Source organism: Streptomyces typhae (genome assembly GCF_009755605.1).
Taxonomy (GTDB): Bacteria; Actinomycetota; Actinomycetes; order Streptomycetales; family Streptomycetaceae; genus Streptomyces; species Streptomyces typhae.
This window is the reverse complement of record NZ_WPNZ01000042.1, coordinates 14,510-31,475: the sequence shown is the minus strand read 5'-3', so window position 1 is coordinate 31,475 and position 16,966 is coordinate 14,510. Positions and strand designations below refer to the sequence as shown.

Annotated in this window: 16 protein-coding genes and 1 pseudogene; 13 read left to right on the top strand and 4 right to left on the bottom strand. The window is 70.7% G+C overall.

The genetic code is table 11. The features are described 5' to 3' along the window. The 6 genes and pseudogenes from GPA10_RS40970 to GPA10_RS40945 form a co-directional block, all read left to right on the top strand. Positions 1–99: pseudogene (locus GPA10_RS40970) on the top strand (IS5 family transposase); the annotation flags it as partial. A 48-nt stretch (positions 100–147) separates the two neighbouring features. Next, the gene (locus tag GPA10_RS40965; RefSeq protein WP_343041892.1) at positions 148–1,353 is read left to right on the top strand and encodes a tyrosine-type recombinase/integrase; all 1,206 of its coding nucleotides are present in this window, start codon (positions 148–150) and stop codon (positions 1,351–1,353) included. After that, a complete protein-coding gene (locus GPA10_RS40960) occupies positions 1,350–1,526 on the top strand; it encodes a hypothetical protein (RefSeq protein ID WP_157169844.1) in 177 nt (58 codons plus the stop codon). The genes GPA10_RS40965 and GPA10_RS40960 overlap by 4 nt, the downstream gene beginning before the upstream one ends. Before the next feature lie 288 nt (positions 1,527–1,814). Next, positions 1,815–3,110 carry a bifunctional 3-oxoadipate enol-lactonase/4-carboxymuconolactone decarboxylase PcaDC gene (pcaDC, locus tag GPA10_RS40955; RefSeq protein WP_058849184.1) on the top strand — a complete coding sequence of 432 codons (1,296 nt, stop codon included), beginning with the start codon at positions 1,815–1,817 and terminating at the stop codon, positions 3,108–3,110. Between the two features lie 70 nt (positions 3,111–3,180). Then, positions 3,181–3,813, top strand: a complete 633-nt coding sequence (locus tag GPA10_RS40950) for an MBL fold metallo-hydrolase (protein WP_058849438.1) — start codon at positions 3,181–3,183, stop codon at positions 3,811–3,813. An 88-nt stretch (positions 3,814–3,901) separates the two neighbouring features. Beyond that, positions 3,902–4,681 (top strand): exodeoxyribonuclease III, encoded by a 780-nt coding sequence (locus GPA10_RS40945; protein WP_157169842.1) that lies wholly within the window; start codon positions 3,902–3,904, stop codon positions 4,679–4,681. A 49-nt stretch (positions 4,682–4,730) separates the two neighbouring features. Here the strand turns inward: GPA10_RS40945 and GPA10_RS40940 are convergent, their stop codons facing one another. Continuing rightward, a complete protein-coding gene (locus GPA10_RS40940) occupies positions 4,731–6,542 on the bottom strand; it encodes an SGNH/GDSL hydrolase family protein (RefSeq protein ID WP_343041891.1) in 1,812 nt (603 codons plus the stop codon). Between the two features lie 273 nt (positions 6,543–6,815). On the opposite strand from GPA10_RS40940, the gene GPA10_RS40935 reads away from it, so the two are divergent. The 6 genes from GPA10_RS40935 to GPA10_RS40910 all read left to right on the top strand — a co-directional run bounded on the left by GPA10_RS40935 (position 6,816) and on the right by GPA10_RS40910 (position 11,126). After that, positions 6,816–7,259 (top strand): DUF3093 domain-containing protein, encoded by a 444-nt coding sequence (locus tag GPA10_RS40935; RefSeq protein ID WP_058849181.1) that lies wholly within the window; start codon positions 6,816–6,818, stop codon positions 7,257–7,259. Between the two features lie 97 nt (positions 7,260–7,356). Beyond that, the gene (locus tag GPA10_RS40930; RefSeq protein ID WP_058849180.1) at positions 7,357–7,797 is read left to right on the top strand and encodes a DUF6278 family protein; all 441 of its coding nucleotides are present in this window, start codon (positions 7,357–7,359) and stop codon (positions 7,795–7,797) included. Positions 7,798–7,918: 121 nt separating this feature from the next. Next, on the top strand, positions 7,919–8,662 hold the full coding sequence (locus GPA10_RS40925; protein WP_157169840.1) for an amino acid ABC transporter ATP-binding protein: 744 nt from the start codon (positions 7,919–7,921) through the stop codon (positions 8,660–8,662). A gap of 11 nt (positions 8,663–8,673) precedes the next feature. After that, the gene (locus GPA10_RS40920; RefSeq protein WP_157169839.1) at positions 8,674–9,582 is read left to right on the top strand and encodes a glutamate ABC transporter substrate-binding protein; all 909 of its coding nucleotides are present in this window, start codon (positions 8,674–8,676) and stop codon (positions 9,580–9,582) included. 9 nt (positions 9,583–9,591) lie between these two features. Beyond that, entirely contained in the window at positions 9,592–10,236 is a 645-nt protein-coding gene (locus tag GPA10_RS40915) for an amino acid ABC transporter permease (protein WP_058849177.1), read from the top strand. After that, positions 10,233–11,126 (top strand): amino acid ABC transporter permease, encoded by an 894-nt coding sequence (locus GPA10_RS40910; protein WP_157169838.1) that lies wholly within the window; start codon positions 10,233–10,235, stop codon positions 11,124–11,126. Before GPA10_RS40915 ends, GPA10_RS40910 begins: the two co-directional genes overlap by 4 nt. A gap of 47 nt (positions 11,127–11,173) precedes the next feature. Here the strand turns inward: GPA10_RS40910 and GPA10_RS40905 are convergent, their stop codons facing one another. The 3 genes from GPA10_RS40905 to GPA10_RS40895 form a co-directional block, all read right to left on the bottom strand. Further along, complete coding sequence (locus GPA10_RS40905) at positions 11,174–12,766, bottom strand: CocE/NonD family hydrolase (RefSeq protein ID WP_343041890.1); 1,593 nt, start codon at positions 12,764–12,766, stop codon at positions 11,174–11,176. A 117-nt stretch (positions 12,767–12,883) separates the two neighbouring features. Continuing rightward, complete coding sequence (locus tag GPA10_RS40900) at positions 12,884–14,095, bottom strand: L,D-transpeptidase (protein WP_157169837.1); 1,212 nt, start codon at positions 14,093–14,095, stop codon at positions 12,884–12,886. Between the two features lie 167 nt (positions 14,096–14,262). Beyond that, positions 14,263–15,021 (bottom strand): hypothetical protein, encoded by a 759-nt coding sequence (locus GPA10_RS40895; protein WP_157169836.1) that lies wholly within the window; start codon positions 15,019–15,021, stop codon positions 14,263–14,265. Positions 15,022–15,125: 104 nt separating this feature from the next. Between GPA10_RS40895 and ggt the strand changes: the two genes are divergently transcribed. Next, positions 15,126–16,966 (top strand): gamma-glutamyltransferase (gene ggt / locus GPA10_RS40890; protein ID WP_246260656.1); only part of this gene is annotated, 1,841 nt, incomplete at its 3' end.

The window sequence follows — 16,966 nt, the reverse complement described above, 5'->3', positions numbered from 1 at the left end:
CGCCTCAAGCAGTGGCGCGGCATCGCGACCCGCTACGACAAGACCGCCGAGTCCTACCAGGCAGCCGTCACTCTCGCCTCGCTCCTGATGTGGGCGTGACATTTGAAGACAACTCCTAGTGCGGGTATTTCCACGAATCCGAGGAGAGTGAGACTTCTGTCCGATCCCATCAAGAAACTTCCGCCGAACTCGAAGGGAAAGGTCAGGTACCAGTTCGTTGTTGATGTAGGGATCGACCCCGAAACCGGGAAGCGTAAGCAGCTGAGGCGCACCTTCGACTCCCTAAAGGAAGCGAAGGCTGAGTACGCGGACATATCTAACCGGCGGAACCAGGGTTCCATCGTGCCGCCCAACAAGATCACCGTTAACGAATGGCTTGACCGATGGTTGGCCATGAAAACCGATGATCTCGAAGAGACCACCATCTACAACTACACGATCACCCTGGATCGAGTTCGGGGGGGACTCGGCAATATCCGCCTCCAGGAGCTTACCGAAGAGCACGTGGAGGACTGGAGGGACTGGGCGCTGGCGCATGGTCGCGTGCGGGGCAAGAGGGCTGGGACACCTCTCAGTGTCACAAGCGTGGATATGAGCCTTGCTCGATTGAAGGAAGCTCTAGGGAGAGCGGCTACCCGGCGACTGGTGTACATCAATGTCGCTGAAAACGTGACCATTCCCCGCAGGGCGCGAAAAGAAGAGCGCAAGACGAAAGAGGAGGTGCCGCCCTGGAACGTCGAGGAGGTTCAGAAGTTCATTCATGGCATCAAAGGGGAGCGTCTCTACGCTCCGCTGCTTCTATCGCTGATGGGGCTCCGCCCGGCTGAAGTCTGCGGCCTCCGGTGGGGAGACGTCGATCTGGAGAACGCCACGATCGACATTGCCAACACGCGCACGATGATGGGCAACCGTTATGTGGTGGAGAAGGACACCAAGTCTCTTGCGGGTGAGCGGACTCTGCCGCTGCCGGGTCCGGTGCTAGATGCCCTCAAGGCGTTCCGAGCCCTCCAGGCCGAGGAGAGGCACGCCCTGGGGGAAGCGTACGTGGCATCCGGCTACGTGCTGGTGCACGAGACGGGCGTGGCTTTCACGATCAAGCAGCTTCGTCGGCGCGCGTACCGGCTCATGCAGCTCCTCGGGCTCCGTCGCGTCAGGCTTTACCTCGCACGTGCGGCGTGCTTCACCTACCTGGCCAACCGCGGTGTACCGGACCACATCCTCGCGCGATGGGCCGGGCATAAGAATGTCAAGACGACCAAGCGGTGGTACGTCAAGCCGGACGTAGAGGATCTTCGCGGAGCCGCTGCCATGTGGGAGGGCCTGCACGGGGGTGCGGCGGAGGAGCAAGCGTGAGCCACGCGGTCTACCAGCCGAGCGGCTCGCCGTACTGTACGGCCAGCAGGATTGAGGTGGATTCGGAGGATTCGGAGTCCGGCTACCAGGACGTGCCCGGTGAGTCGTTCACCGCAGACCGGAACTTCTTCGACCTCGCGGTTCACGCTGCGACCGTCTCCACCCTCTTATGAAGCCCTCTCCAGGGAAAGCCGGATCTTGTTCACTGTGTGGTGTTCAAGCTGCTGCGACCGTAACCACGTGGAGGCCGTGACCAAGGATGAAGATTCTCGTAGGAACTGGGGGAGGGCATGTGCCCGGGGGCCCACTGTCGATACGGTCACGAGTGCACGCTGGAGAGCACATGCCTGGGCTCATCGAGGGGTTCCGGCGGTGCCGGACCTGCCGTCGCGAGCGGTACAAGGCCCGCGAGGTTCACCCCGGCGATGTGACTTTTCGTGACTGATGAGAGGGTCGGGCGGGTGAGTGAGACGCCGAAGAACACCCTGCAATACCGCTTTGACGGGCCAGAAGACGCACCGGTCCTGGTCCTGGGCCCCTCCCTCGGTACCACATGGCACATGTGGGACCGGCAAGTACCGGAGCTGAGCAAGCACTGGCGGGTGTTCCGCTTCGACATGCCGGGGCACGGCGGCGCCCCCGCCCACCCCGTGGACTCGGTCGGGGAGCTGGCGGCCCGGCTGCTCGGCACCCTCGACGAGCTGGGGGTGCAGCGCTTCGGGTACGCGGGCTGCGCCCTCGGCGGTGCCATCGGCGCGGAGCTGGCGCTGCGGCATCCGCACCGCGTCGCCTCGCTGGCGCTGATCGCCACGTCACCGAGGTTCGGCACCGCCGACGAGTTCCGTCAGCGCGGCGTCATCGTCCGCACCAACGGCCTCGACCCCATCGCCCGCAGCTCGCCCGAGCGCTGGTTCACGCCCGGCTTCGCCGCCGCGCAGCCCGCCATCACCGACTGGGCCGTGCAGATGGTGCGCACCACCGACCCGGGCTGCTACATCGCCGCCTGCGAGGCGCTCGCCGCCTTCGACATCCGCTCCGAGCTGGCCGGCACCGGAGTGCCGACCCTCGTCCTCGTCGGCTCCGAGGACCAGGTGACGGGTCAGGCGGAGGCCCGCACGCTGGTCGCGGGCATCCCCGACGCCCGCCTCGCCGTCGTTCCCGGCGCCTCCCACCTGGCCCCCGTGGAACAGCCCGCCGCGGTCACCGACCTCCTCCTGCGCCACTTCACCAGCGCCTGGCAGGCCGCCCCCGACACCGGTGCCACCGGGCAGCACGCCATCGTGGCGCCGCCCGTCAAGCCGGTGCTCGCACCGCCGCCCGCCGCCCCCGCCGCCGAGCCGGCGTCGGTCGAGCAGCCCGAGGCCACGGACGCCCGCCCCGACCGGTACGAGGCGGGCATGAAGGTCCGCCGCGAGGTCCTCGGCGACGCGCACGTCGACCGGGCGCTCGCCGCCGCCGACGAGTTCTCGCAGGACTTCCAGGACCTCGTCACCCGCTACGCCTGGGGCGAGGTCTGGAACCGGCAGGGCCTGGACCGCCGCACCCGCAGCTGCGTGACGCTCACGGCCCTGGTCGCGGGCGGCCACCTGGAGGAGCTGGCCTTCCACACCCGGGCCGCGCTCCGCAACGGCCTCACCCCGGCCGAGATCAAGGAAGTGCTGCTCCAGACCGCGGTGTACTGCGGTGTCCCCGCCGCCAACAGCGCGTTCCGCGTCGCCCAGCAGGTGATCCGTGAGGAGACCACCCCGCAGGAGTAGCCCGCCGGCACCCTCGGGGCCGCGCCCCGCGGCCCCGAGGAGCAGGATGGGAGGCATGACGACGTCTCGTATCGAACTCACGAAGAAGTCCCACGCCTGCGTGCGCCTGGAGAAGGACGGCCAAAGGCTCGTCATCGACCCCGGCGGCTTCAGCGAACAGGACGCGGCGGTGGGCGCCGAAGCGATCCTCGTCACGCACGAGCACCCCGACCACTTCGACGAGGCCCAGCTCCGCGCCGCCCTGGAGGCCGACCCGGGCACCGAGATCTGGACCCTCGCCGCCGTCGCCGACCAGATCTCCGCCGCCTTCCCCGGCCGCGTGCACACGGTCGGCCACGGCGACACGTTCACGGCCGCCGGATTCGACGTACAGGTCCACGGCGAGCTGCACGCCGTGATCCACCCGGACCTGCCGCGCGTCACCAACGTCGGCTACCTCCTGGACGGCACGGTCTTCCACCCCGGCGACGCCTTCACAGTGCCCGAGCACCCCGTGGAGACGCTCCTCGTGCCCGTCATGGCGCCCTGGAACAAGATCGCCGAAGTGATCGAGTACGTCCGCGAGGTCAAGCCGCAGCGCGCCTACGACATCCACGACGCCCTCCTCACGGACCTGGCACGCCCCATCTACGACACGCATGTGGGCAACCTCGGCGGGGCCGACCACGTGCGGCTCTCCCCGGGGGAGTCGGCGGGGCTGTAGCCGACAGGCCCTGGGCCGGCGCGGGGTCCGGGCGGGCGGAGCGGGCGGCGGGCCGGGGATGTCAGAGGTGCCGGGTAGGTTGGTCCCCATGCGGATTGCCACCTGGAACGTGAACTCGATCACCGCCCGCCTTCCCCGGCTCCTGGCCTGGCTGGAGAAGACCGGCACGGACGTGCTGTGCGTCCAGGAGACCAAGTGCACCGCGGAGCAGTTCCCCGCCGAGGCCCTGCGCGAGCTCGGTTACGAGTCGGCGGTGAACGCCACCGGCCGGTGGAACGGCGTCGCACTGATCTCCCGCGTCGGCCTCGACGACGTGACGCCCGGCCTGACCGGGGGCCCCGACTACGACGGCGCGCAGGAGCCCCGCGCCATCGCGGCGACCTGCGGCCCGGCCCGCGTCTGGTCGGTGTACGTGCCTAACGGACGCGAGGTCGACCACGCGCACTACGCCTACAAGCTCGCCTGGTTCGAGGCCCTGAAGGCCGCCGTCGCCGACGACGCCGCGGGCCCTCGGCCCTTCGCCGTCCTCGGCGACTTCAACGTCGCGCCGACGGACGACGACGTCTGGGACCCCTCCCTCTTCGACGGCGCCACCCACGTCACCCCCGCCGAGCGCGCCGCCCTCGCCTCCCTCCGCGAGACCGGCCTCCACGACGTCGTCCCCCGCCCCCTGAAGTACGACCACCCCTTCACGTACTGGGACTACCGCGAGCTCGGCTTCCCCAAGAACAAGGGCATGCGCATCGACCTCGTCTACGGCAACGAGGCGTTCTCCAAGGCGGTGTCCGACGCGTACGTGGACCGTGAGGAGCGCAAGGGCAAGGGGGCCTCCGACCACGCGCCCGTGGTGGTGGACCTGGACGTCTGAGGCACCGCCTCCCGGGGTCGCCGCCGATCGCGCCGCGCCGGTCCGACGGTCACGGCACCAGTTCCGCGAGCTCCACCGACCGGGCCAGCGCGGCGTGCCCCGCATCGCCCGGATGCAGATGGTCCCCGCTGTCGAAGGCGGCCAGCAGCCGCTCGGGGCGAGCGGGATCCCGCAGGACCGCGTCGAAGTCGAACACGGCGTCGAAGACGCCGGACCGCCGCAGCCAGGAGTTGACCCGCCCCCGCTCCGCGTCCACCGCGGCGGTGCAGCGAGCCTCCCCCGCGCAGGGGGCGACGGTCGCGCCCACCACCCGCAGGCCCCGCTCCCGCGCCCGCCCGGCGATCGCGCGGAGCCCGGCGACGACCTCGTCGGCGGACGCGCCCCACCGCAGGTCGTTGACGCCCTCGAAGACGACGACGGTACGGGCGGAGGTCTGGGCGAAGACATCGCGGTCGAGGCGGTGCAGGGCGCTGACACCCCCGGTGTCGGTGGCCACCCCGTCCCCGGGGTAGCGGTCGGCGACGACACGGTTCGCGGAGATGCCCTGGTTCAGGACGCCGTAGCGCGGCACCCCGGTGCCGGGGCCCCGGGCGAGCAGTCGCCGGGCCAGCTCGTCGGGCCAGCGGCGGTCGGCGTCGGGTGTGGAGCCGACGCCGTCGGTGAGGGAGTCGCCGAGCAGCACCACGGACCCGGGCCCGCCCCCGACGTCGACGCCGGTGAGCAGCGGCCAGGTCGTGAGCGTCGAGGTGTACGCCACCGGGGAGCCGTCGGCCGCGTGGTCGCCGGGGCCGCTGACGTAGGAGGTCGCCGTGGCCTGGCTGTGCACGGGGGCGGCGGCGACCCGGTCCGGCAGATGGAAGCTGACGAGGAGGTCGGTGCCGGCGGGCACCCGGAACCGCAGCGGGTCGCTGAACACCTGCGTCCCGGCGGGAATCTCCGCACCCGCGGCACCCCGGAACCGCAGCGCCACCGGCCTGCCCCGCGCCCGCGCGCCGGCGTCCCGCACCGCGACCGTGGCACCGCCGATCCGCACCGGAGCGCCCGCGAACGTGTTGTCGAGCCGGACGCGCACCCGCGGACCCCCGGCGCCGGTGTGCACCACCAGGCGCACGGTCCGGTCCTGCCAGGGGCCCACGGCGGTGTACCCGGCCGTGGACGCCGACCAACTGCCCGTCCAGCCGGGCGTCCCGCCCCGCACCGACAGGGCGAACACATGCAGGTCCGCCCCGGCGCCGGGGTCCCGCGGCAGCGTCACCGAGGCCACCTCGCGGCCACGGGCGAGCGGCACCGTGACCACGTACAGGCGGGCCCGTTCGGTGAGTTGCCCGCCGGGCGTGTTCACATGCGGCAGCGCCACGGACTTGGTGGCGAGGGGGCCGGCACGCCAGTCCGGGGCCGTCAGCCGGTAGCTGCCGCGCGAGCCGTCCCGGTAGCGCACGGTGCCGGTCCCGGTCGCGTCCCCGCCGGTGCCCGCCACGAGGAACGCCAGGGCGTCGCCGCGCCCCCGCACCCGTACCTCCTGGCCGTCGGCCCGTACGTTGTCCGGTTCGCCCGCCGCCGTGTCCGGCCAGGTCAGGCGGGCGCCGTCGACGCCGAGGGCGCGGCCGGGCGTCCAGCCCGCCGCCGCCAGGTCCCGGGCGGACAGCGAGCCGCCCGCGCCGTCGAAGTCCGCGTCGGCAGGGCGCGCGTCGTCGCTGACGGCCCGGTTGTCGAAGAGCCGCTCCAGCGGGAGCGGTCCGCCGGACAGCCGCGCCGGGGGCAGCGGCCCGGTGCGCGCCGGTGCGGCCCAGGCCGCGGTGACCGGTACGAGACCGGTGAGCAGGGCGAGCACGGTGGCGGTTGCCCAGACGCGTCTTCGCACGACGGACCCCTTTCCCGGAAGAAGTCGGTGCCGCGGACGGTACAAGGCTGTGCCGCGAACGGTACAAGTCGGAGCTGCGGACGGAACGAGGTGGCGCCGCGGACGGTACAAGTCGGAGCTGCGGACGGTACAAGTCCGCGTTGCGGACGGTGCATGCCGGAGCTGAGGAGCCGTCAGGCACCCGTCGGCGAACGCCGTGTGGCCGGGGCCTCGCGGCTGCGCGCACGACGGGCCCCGTGCGGGGCGCCCGTACACCAGTGCCAGGATGGCGTCATGCACCTTTACGATGAGCGCCTGAGTGTCCCGGCCGCGTGGTGGTTCCTCGTCGTGCTCGCGGGCTGTCTCTTCGGCGGTCTGCTGCTGCCCTTCGGGCCCCTCGCCGCCGGGGCCGGGGCGGTCCTCGTCGGCGCGGTGTCAGGGCCGCTGGTGCACCGCTACGGCTCGGCCCGCATCGTCGTGACGCCCGGGACGCTGGTCGTCGGCGACCGGACCATCCCGATCGACGACCTCGGCACCACGGAGATCCTGGACGCGGGCGAGGCCTTCGAGTGGCGCACGTACAAGGCGAACGCGTACGCGCTGCTCCTGCTGCGCGCCTATGTGCCCACCGCGCTGCGCGTGGAACTGCGGGGCCCGCACCACACGGCCCCTTACCTCTACCTCTCCACCCGCCGCCCGATGAACCTGGCCACGATCCTGGCCTTCACCCGTCGCTGAACCGCCGCGGGATACATTCCTTGGTACGCGGATCCGCCGTCCGGCCCACCCCGGTGTTCCCGGGTGCCGCCGGGCACCCCACGGAGAGGCACCGGTCATGAACATTCCGTTCCTGGACAAGTGGCGCAAGCGGCGCCCGAGCGAGCCGGGCGTGCGGCTCGCTACGGCGTTCGAGGGCGACCCCGACGGGGTGGCCGACCTCCTCTCCGAGTGTGAGCTGCTGCGCTCCCAGGCGACCGCCGCGGGCCTCGACCTCGACGACTCCCCGGGTTCGCTCGCGGCCCTCGACCAGTTGCCGCCGCACTGGCGCGACGACGCCGAGGCGCTCCCGTGGATCGGCAACGACGCGGGCCTGTATCTCGGCACGGTGCTCGTGCGGACCGTGCCCGGCGCGGTCTGGCACGTGCTGCCCGGCGGCACCCCGGTGGTGCGCCTCGCCTCGGGCCGGGAGATCCAGGTGGTCGCGGCGGGCCTCGACTGGGCGGTCCAGGGAACGCCCGAGTTGTCACAGATCTACGCGGAGGCGTCGGAGACGTAGCCAGGAGGCGACAGAGCCTCAAATACGGTTAATGCCCCTAAGTGCGTGTCGTCCCATAAGTCCCGTTTTCACGTGGATAGTTTGCGCTGACCGGCACAGCTGAGAATGGGCAGGTCTGGGCATGACCGTCGATCCGTTGATCGAGCTGCGTGACGTCAACAAGTACTACGGGGAGCTCCATGTCCTGCGGGACGTCGACCTCACCGTCGGCAAGGGAGAGGTGGTCGTGGTCATCGGCCCCTCGGGGTCGGGGAAGTCGACGCTCTGCCGGACCATCAACCGCCTGGAGACCATCCAGTCGGGACAGATCCGGCTCGACGGCCGCCCCCTGCCCGAGGAGGGCAAGGCGCTGGCCCGGCTCCGCGCCGAAGTGGGCATGGTCTTCCAGTCGTTCAACCTCTTCGCGCACAAGACCGTGCTCCAGAACGTCTCCATGGGGCAGGTCAAGGTCAGGGGCCGCAAGAAGGACGAGGCGGACCGGCGCTCCCGCGAGCTCCTGGAGCGCGTCGGCCTCTCGGCGCACGCGGCGAAGTACCCGGCGCAGCTCTCCGGCGGCCAGCAGCAGCGCGTGGCCATCGCCCGCGCCCTCGCCATGGACCCCAAGGTCATGCTCTTCGACGAGCCGACGTCGGCCCTCGACCCGGAGATGATCAACGAGGTCCTCGAAGTCATGCAGCAGCTGGCCCGGGACGGCATGACGATGGTCGTCGTCACCCACGAGATGGGCTTCGCCCGCTCGGCGGCCAACCGCGTCGTCTTCATGGCCGACGGCCGCGTCGTCGAGGACCGGGCCCCCGAGGACTTCTTCACCCGACCGGAGAGCGAACGCGCCAGGGACTTCCTCTCCAAGATCCTCAAGCACTGACGGGGGCCCGCATGCTCCGTACGACACGTCTGTTCAGCGCGCTCGTCCTCACCGCCCTCGCCACCGCGGCCTGCGGCAAGGAGGGCAGCCCGCCGACCAAGGGCCCCGCCGCCGGGGAGCTGCCCGTGTACGAGGTGGCGAAGGACTTCCGGCTGCCGCAGTCCGGCACCTGGCGCAGGGCGGAGAGCCGCGGCCGGTTCGTGGTCGGCGCCAAGGAGGACCAGCCCTACCTCGGCGAGAAGGACCCGGCGAGCGGCCGCTACTCCGGCTTCGACATCGAGATCGCCAAGATGGTCTCGGCGTCCCTCGGCCTCGACCCGGGCCGGATCACCTTCAGGACGATCGCCTCCGCCAACCGCGAGACCGCCCTTCAGAACGGGCAGATCGACTTCTACGTCGGCACGTACACCATCAACGACAACCGCAAGAAGCTCGTCGGCTTCGGCGGCCCCTACTACATGGCGGGCCAGGGCCTGCTCGTGCGGCACGACGAGGACGACATCAAGGGGCCGCGGGACCTCGCGGGCAAGAAGGTGTGCTCCGCCGCGGGCTCCACGCCCTACCAGCGCATCCGGAAGGACTACCCGAAGGCGACGCTCGTCGCGTACGACACGTACTCCGTGTGTGTCGACAACCTGCTGACCTATCAGGTCGACGCCGTCACCACCGACGACGCGATCCTCATCGGGTACGCGGCCAAGGTGCCCGACGAGCTGAAGCTGGTCGGCAAGCCCTTCTCCGAGGAGCCGTACGGCATCGGCGTCCCGCGCGGCGACGACGCGCTCAGGTTCGCCGTCGACGACGCCCTCGCCGCCCGCGAGAGAGACGGCGACTGGAAGAAGGCCTACGAGGCGACCCTCGGCCTCTCCGGCGTCCCGGCGCCGGAGCCGCCCGCCATCGACCGCTACCCGGCGAGCTGAGGAGGCGTCATGGACGTACTGACGGACAACTTCTCCACCTTCGGCGAGGGCTTCCTCGGCACCCTCGAACTGACCGTGTACGCCTCGCTGCTCGCGCTCGCCCTCGGGTTCGTGATGGCCTCGTTCCGGGTGGCGCCCGTCGGCTCCTTCCGGCTGTTCGGCGCCGTGTGGGTGGCGGTCCTCAGGAACACCCCGCTGACGCTCCTCTTCTTCGCCGTGCTGCTCGGCCTGCCGCGGTTCGGTCTCGTGCTGCCCTTCAAGGTGTTCGCGGTGCTCGCGCTCGGCTGCTACACCTCGGCCTTCATCTGCGAGGCACTGCGCTCGGGCATCAACACGGTGCCGAGGGGGCAGGGCGAGGCCGCCCGCAGCCTCGGCATGACCTTCGGCCAGACCCTGTCCACAGTGATCCTGCCGCAGGCCTTCCGGTCCGTGATCGCGCCGGTCGGCTCCACGCTGATCGCGCTCGCCAAGAACTCCGCCATCGCCGGGGCGTTCAGCGTCACCGAACTGCTCGGCACGTACAAGACGCTCAACGAGCTCGGCTACAGCATCATCTGGACCTTCGTCTGGATCGCCCTCGGCTACCTCGTCATCACGCTGGCCATCAGCGCCGTCTTCCACATCCTCGAGAAGCGCTGGGGAGTCGCCCGATGACCGCCGCCACCGCCCCCGAAGCCACCGCCCTCTACGACGTACCCGGCCCCAGGACCCGCCGCAGGCACCTGCTCTACGGCGTCCTGTCGACCGTCCTGATCGCCGCCCTGGTCGGCTGGGTCGTGTACCTGCTGTTCGACACCGACCAGTTCACCCGCACCAAGTGGACGCCCTTCGCGTACAAAGGCATCCAGGAACTGCTCCTGCGCGGGCTCGGCAACACCCTGAAGGCCTTCGCGATCTCCGCCGTGCTCGCGCTGGCCCTGGGTGCGCTCCTGGCCACCGGGCGCCTCTCGGAGCACCGGCCGGTGCGCTGGGCGGCCACCCTCGTCGTGGAGTTCTTCCGCGCGATGCCCGTGCTCGTGATGATCTTCTTCGTCTTCGTGGCGCTGAAGGTCCAGCCGCTGCCGGCGCTGGTCGCCGGGCTCACGCTCTACAACGGTTCCGTGCTCGCCGAGGTGTTCCGCTCCGGCATCAACTCGGTGGAGCGCGGCCAGAGGGAGGCCGCCTACGCGCTGGGCATGAGAAAGACGCAGGTCATGTCGTACGTCCTGGTGCCGCAGGCGGTACGGGCCATGTTGCCCGCCATCATCAGCCAGCTGGTCGTGGCCCTGAAGGACACCTCGCTCGGCTATCTGATCACCTATGAGGAGTTCCTCCATGCCGGGAAGCTCATCGCGTCGAATCTCGACTACGATTTGCCTTTCATCCCCGTGGTCATGGTGATCTCACCGATCTACATCGGGATGTGCATGCTGCTTTCGTGGTTCGCCCACCGGGTGTCCAAGCGTCAGCAGCGCAGTCCCAAGACAGAGGCCGTGGACGTCGCCCCGGCTGAACCAGGGACGCTGCTGCCGGGCGGGGGTCCCCCCAGGGCCCCAGGACCCTGACGGGAGCAGCAGCTGGAGGGCCAGGCCCGCCCGGCAGCAGCCGGAGATCACTGCTCGCGCAGGGGGATCGACACGTACGACGGGTCGGTGCTCGGCGAGGAGAAGGTCAGCTGCGCGCCGGACGGGTTGTGCTCGACATAGAGCGGGTCGACCGTGTCGACGACCAGGGCGAGCCGGTGCCCTGCCGGGACGTCGTAGGCCGTGGAGAACAGCTCCAGGTCGACGGTGAACGGCTTGCCGGGCGTCTTGCCGTGGAAGGTGTACGGCGCGTTGGCGACCAGCTTGCCGAGGCCGAGCGGGCCCACGTCGTAGAGGTAGGCGACGAGGGTTCCGCTCTCCTTGGTGCCGGTGACCGTGGTGTGCAGCTTCGCGGTGCCCCGCACCCGCTCCACCCGCGCGGAGCGCTCCGACTGCCACACGGCCGCGTAGCGGCGCGGCAGCAGCGGGATCGACGCCACCCGCGGCAGCTTCAGGAACTGGTCGAGGGCGTTGGACAGGAGCACCGTGCCGCCGTTCGCGCCGGAGTCGGTGTTCGTGTGCACGGTCGCGCCGTCCGTGAGGTCGATCTTCCTGCTCGTGGCGCCGACCGACTTCCAGTCCGGGTAGCCCTCGTAGCCGCCCGTGGAGCGCGACTTGAGCTGGACCGGCTGTTCCTGGTCGATGCCGTTGCGCTCGCCCTTCAGATGGCGGTCGAACCACCGCCGCGTGTTCGTCCAGGTGTCGTTGGGCAGACCGAGCAGTCCGGTGGCCTCCGACGTGGCGTGGTCGCCGGGGCGGAACTCCAGGCGCTTGGGGCCCGTCAGCTTCTCGTAGAAGTCCGCGTACTGGTTGGGCGGGAAGATGGTGTCGCCCCAGGCGTTGGCGAGGAAGATCGCGGCGCCGTTCTCGTTGAGGCGGTCCAGATAGGTGGCGGGGGAGCGCTTGGCGCCCCACGCGAGCATCTCGGGCTCCTTGTCGAGGTTCGAGCCGAGGAAGTCCTTCAGGATGGTCCGCAGTTCGGCGCTGGGGCGGCCGGTGAGTTCCCCCGCGCCGCCGAGCAGGGCGCCCGCCTGGACATGCTGGGTGCGGCCGCTGTAGATGGAGCCGACGAGGTCGCCCCAGCCGCTCAGCGCGCCCACCGCCTTGACGCGCTTGTCGTGCGCGGCGGCGAGGAGGCTGATCCCGGCGCCGTAGCTGACGCCCGCCATGCCGACCCGGCCGGGGTCCGCGGGGGTGTTCGCGAGGGCCCAGTCGATGACCTTGGAGGCGTCGGCGATGTCCTCGGGGCCGCCGACCTCGATCTCGCCGCCGGACTGCCAGAAGCCACGGGAGTTGTAGCTGACCACGACGTAGCCGGTCGCGGCGAGCTTCCTGGCCTGCGCCAGGTACTCGATCTGGGGCACGGCCCAGCTCGTGGGCAGCACGATGACCGGGTATCCGGCGCCGTCCTCGGCACCCGCCGGGGTGACGACGTTGGCCGCCAGCTTCGTGCCGCCGTCGCCGGCGATGTCGACGAAGCGGACGCCGGTCGCCCGCGGCGCCGCCTGCGCGGTGGGCGCGGCCTGCGCCGCGGGCGCCAGGCCGAAGGCGGCGCCCGCGATCAGGGTGACGGAGACGGCCCCCGCGGTCGTGGACCGCAGGGACTGGTGGGGGTCTCGCACGGGTCACTCCTCACTTGGTGGAAGTGCAAAGTGACCGCACGGTAACCGGGGATTCTTACCGAGGGTAACCCGTCGGTAAGTTACGTACCGGTAACGATTGTTGACGCGGTTGTCGGCTCAAGAGCCCTGTTCGAGCGCGCTCTTGGCCTGCCAGTCCGTCCACGAAAGGTTCCACGCCCCGTAGCCGTTGCCCGGGTCCGGCACTCCCTTGGAGCCGGAGCCCGAGACCTCGAACGGGTCGCCGACCTGGACCTGGCCGTACAGCCAGGAGGCGTGGGAGGTGCTCATGCCGACGCAGCCGGAGCTGTGGTTGGTGTTGCCGAAGTAGGCCGCGTTCCAGGGGGCCGCGTGCGCGTACATGCCCGACCAGGTGAGGCGCATCGAGTAGTCGACCATCTTGTCGTAGCTGTCGCCGAGGCCGACGGTCTCGGAGCGCATGTTGATCGTGCCCTCCTTGGACATCAGGACCGACGTGCCGCCCCAGGAGGCCTTCTCGCCGCCCGGCGTGCCCGCGGACATCGGCACCGACTTGACCTTGCGGCCGTCCCGCGTCAGCGTCGCCGTCCTGCTGTCCAGGTCGACCTTGACGACTTGGTTCCGGCCGACGGTGACGGCGGTGTCGTAGTCGCGGACGAACCAGCCGCCCTGCTCGCCCGAGTCGATGCCGTCGAGCTGCGCGTCCAGGCGCACCTCGGTGCCCGGCTTCCAGTACTTCTCGGGGCGCCAGTCGACGCGGTCCTTGCCGTCGTAGTTCTTGATCCAGCCCCAGGAGCCCGTGGTGTCGTTGTCCGTGCTGACCTTGAGGTTCTTCTCCACCTCCGCCTTGTTCGCCACGGGGTGGTCGAAGACGATCGACAGGGGCTGGCCGACGCCGACGGTCCTGAGGCCCCGGCCCGGCGTGATGGTGACCTTGTTGACCTGCTCGGGCGCGGCCGTTCTGAAGGTCCGCTTCGCCTCGCCGCCCTTGTCGGTGACGGCCCGCACGCTGTAGCTGGTGCCCGGGGCCGCCTTGCGCGCGGAGGTCCAGGTGCGGCCGTCGGCAGCGACCTCGCCGGCCAGCTTCGTGCCCTCGGCGTCGGCGACCGTCACGTCCTTCAGGCGCGCGTCCTTCGTGGCGAGCCGCACCGTGACCGGCACGCCCGCCGTCGCCTTCTCGCCGGTGAGGTTCACGGAGACCCTCGGCTTCTCGGCGGCCCCCGAGCCGCTGCCGGAGCCGCCGTCGGAGCAGGCGGACAGGGTCGCCCCGAGGGCCGCGACACCTGCGACGGCGGCGTGACGGGGACGGATGGAGCGGCGGCTCGACGAGCTCAGGGACCTGCGGGACCTCAAGGAAACGTACCTCCGTGCGGATGTTCACTGCCTGCCCGGAGGGAGAGTGTGGAAGGTCCGTTCGGGTTGCCTGTGTCCTGGAAATTGCCGACTGTGTCACATTGGCATCATTGACGGCATACGTGAAGCGGACGTCCTCGGCCGCGTGCGCCGCGTGTCCGCCCACGTCACTTGGCGCGGTGCGAGTTGCGCTGCTGCGGCGGCGCGGGGATCGGCTCCTGGGCGGCCCGGGTCACGTCGTCGACGAGCTCGACCACGTCGGGACCGTACGCCTGCGAGTTCACGACCTTCAGGAGCAGCACGAAGGAGCCGTTGCCGTGCTTACGGGCGAGGCGGTCGTGGTGGCGGGCCAGATAGCGCGTCGCGGCCTGGTTGGTGATCGCGCGCTGACCGCAGAAGAGGAAGACGGGACGCGCCTCCGGGGCCTGCCCGGCGGTCAGGCGCGCCACGATGACGTACTCGGTGCGGCCGCCCTCCAGGCGGTAGCGCTCGGAGCCGATCTGGAAGGCGCCCCGGTCGGGGCCCGGCTCCGGGTCGGCGTTCACGCGCACGCCCGGGAGCAGCGAGTGCATGTGCGCGGCCATGCGGCGGTTGATCGCCGGGTTGCCGACGCAGAACTCGGTGCGCTCACCGAAGCCCTGCTGGACCGCGTCGTGCGCGACGAGATGGGAGTGCGCGCCGCACTCCTTGATCAGCGGAGCGAGCTCAAGGAGCGAGAACACGTCGTGCCGCGTCACCATCAGCTCCGGGTTGCTCCCCTCGCGATTGACCACGAGCAAGGACTCGGCGTTGGCAGGAAGGCCGAAGAAGGCCTGCTTGCGCCGGAGTCTGCGCTTCCACAGGAAGGTGCGGAAGTACCAGCCGAGCGCGACGCCGAGGGCGGCGGCGAGCAGGCCTAGGGCGAGAAGGCGCACGTCTTCAGTCATGGGGGCGCATGTTAGCGGCCATTCGGAGCCACGTTCGATGTGCTCGTGGCGGGGCACATTGCTCGAAGTTACCCTGCGCAGACGGCTGTTGACTGGAGGTACGAATGCGTCGTGGTGTCGTACGGAATCTCACCCTATGGGCGGTCGGAGGGGTGTTGGTGTCGGTCGGTGCGGCCGCGCCCCCTTCGCCTTCGCGCTCGGCGCAACCGGGCACGGGCGCCGAAACGGCCACGGCCGCCGAAGCCGCCGCAAGACCGGAATCGGCGGCTTCGGGCGGTTCCGGCGCGGCTCGCGCGACGAGCCCGGAGAAGACACCGGTGGCCAAGGGCTCCGGCGGCGCGGTGGCGAGCGTCGACCCGGACGCGTCCGCCGCGGGCATCGAGGTCCTGAGGAAGGGCGGCAACGCCGTCGACGCGGCGGTCGCCACGGCGGCGGCCCTCGGGGTGACCGAGCCCTACTCGGCGGGGGTCGGCGGCGGCGGGTACTTCGTGTACTACGACGCCAAGTCCCGCAAGGTGCGCAACCTCGACGGCCGCGAGACCGCGCCGCGCACCGCCGACTCCAAGCTGTTCATCGAGGACGGCAAGCCCGTCCCGTTCGCCGACGCGGTGACGAGCGGCCTCGGCGTCGGCACTCCCGGTACGCCCGCCACCTGGCAGGAGGCGCTCGACTCCTGGGGAAGCAAGAGCCTTCGCACGCTCCTGAAACCCGCCGAACGGCTCGCCAGGAACGGCTTCACGGTCGACGAGACGTTCCGCGACCAGACGAAGTCCAACCGCGCCCGGTTCGCGGACTTCCCCGCCACCGCCCGCCTCTTCCTGCCCGGCGGGAAGCTGCCCGTGGTCGGCTCGACGTTCAAGAACCCCGACCTCGCGCGCACCTACGCGGAGCTCGGGGACGAGGGCGTCGACGCGCTGTACCACGGCGCCATCGGGCGCGACGTCGTCCGCACCGTGAACAAGCCGCCCGTGGACCCGGACTCCGGGCGCAAGGCCCGCCCCGGCGACCTGTCCCTTAAGGACCTGCGCGACTACGAGGTCGAGCGCCGCACCGCCACGAGGACGTCCTACCGCGGGCTCGGCGTCTACTCCATGGCGCCGTCGTCGTCCGGCGGCACCACCGTCGGCGAGGCACTGAACATCCTGGAGCGCACCGACCTCTCCAAGGCCACCAGGACCCGCTATCTGCACCGCTTCATCGAGGCGAGCCGGATCGCGTTCGCCGACCGCGGGCGCTGGGTGGGCGACCCGGCCTTCGAGGACGTGCCGAAGAAGGAGCTCCTCTCGCAGCGGTTCGCCGACTCCCGCGAGTGCCTGATCAAGGACGACAAGGTGCTCAAGAGCCCGCTCGCGCCGGGCGACCCGCGCCGCCCCGCACCGTGCGCCGACGGCGGCAGGGCGGCCCCGACGACGTACGAGGGCGAGAACACCACCCATCTGACGGTGGCCGACAAGTGGGGCAACGTCGTCGCGTACACCCTCACCATCGAGCAGACGGGCGGCAGCGGCATCACCGTCCCGGGCCGTGGCTTCCTCCTCAACAACGAGCTGACCGACTTCTCCTTCGCGCCGGCCAACCCGGCCGTGCACGACCCGAACCTGCCGGGCCCCGGGAAGCGGCCGCGTTCGTCCCTCGCGCCGACCATCGTGCTCGACAAGAACGACCGGCCGGTCGTCGCGGTCGGCTCGCCCGGCGGCGCGACGATCATCACCACCGTCCTCCAGACCCTGACCGGCTATCTCGACCGGGACCTGGAACTGGTCGACGCGATCGCGGAGCCGCGCGCGAGCCAGCGCAACGCCGCCCAGACGGAGCTCGAACCGGGCCTGTGGGACAGCGGCGTGCGGGGCCGCCTGGAGGCGATCGGCCACTCCTTCAAGCAGAACCCGGAGATCGGGGCTGCGACCGGTGTGGAGCGGCTGCCGGGCGGCAAGTGGCTGGCCGC

Coding starts and splice junctions, on each gene's coding strand:
- GPA10_RS40945 (WP_157169842.1), top strand. CDS start 3,902: ATGCGGATTGCCACCTGGAACGTGAACTCGATCACCGCCCGCCTTCCC.
- GPA10_RS40935 (WP_058849181.1), top strand. CDS start 6,816: ATGCACCTTTACGATGAGCGCCTGAGTGTCCCGGCCGCGTGGTGGTTC.
- GPA10_RS40930 (WP_058849180.1), top strand. CDS start 7,357: ATGAACATTCCGTTCCTGGACAAGTGGCGCAAGCGGCGCCCGAGCGAG.
- GPA10_RS40925 (WP_157169840.1), top strand. CDS start 7,919: ATGACCGTCGATCCGTTGATCGAGCTGCGTGACGTCAACAAGTACTAC.
- GPA10_RS40920 (WP_157169839.1), top strand. CDS start 8,674: ATGCTCCGTACGACACGTCTGTTCAGCGCGCTCGTCCTCACCGCCCTC.
- GPA10_RS40915 (WP_058849177.1), top strand. CDS start 9,592: ATGGACGTACTGACGGACAACTTCTCCACCTTCGGCGAGGGCTTCCTC.
- GPA10_RS40910 (WP_157169838.1), top strand. CDS start 10,233: ATGACCGCCGCCACCGCCCCCGAAGCCACCGCCCTCTACGACGTACCC.
- GPA10_RS40895 (WP_157169836.1), bottom strand. CDS start 15,021: ATGACTGAAGACGTGCGCCTTCTCGCCCTAGGCCTGCTCGCCGCCGCC.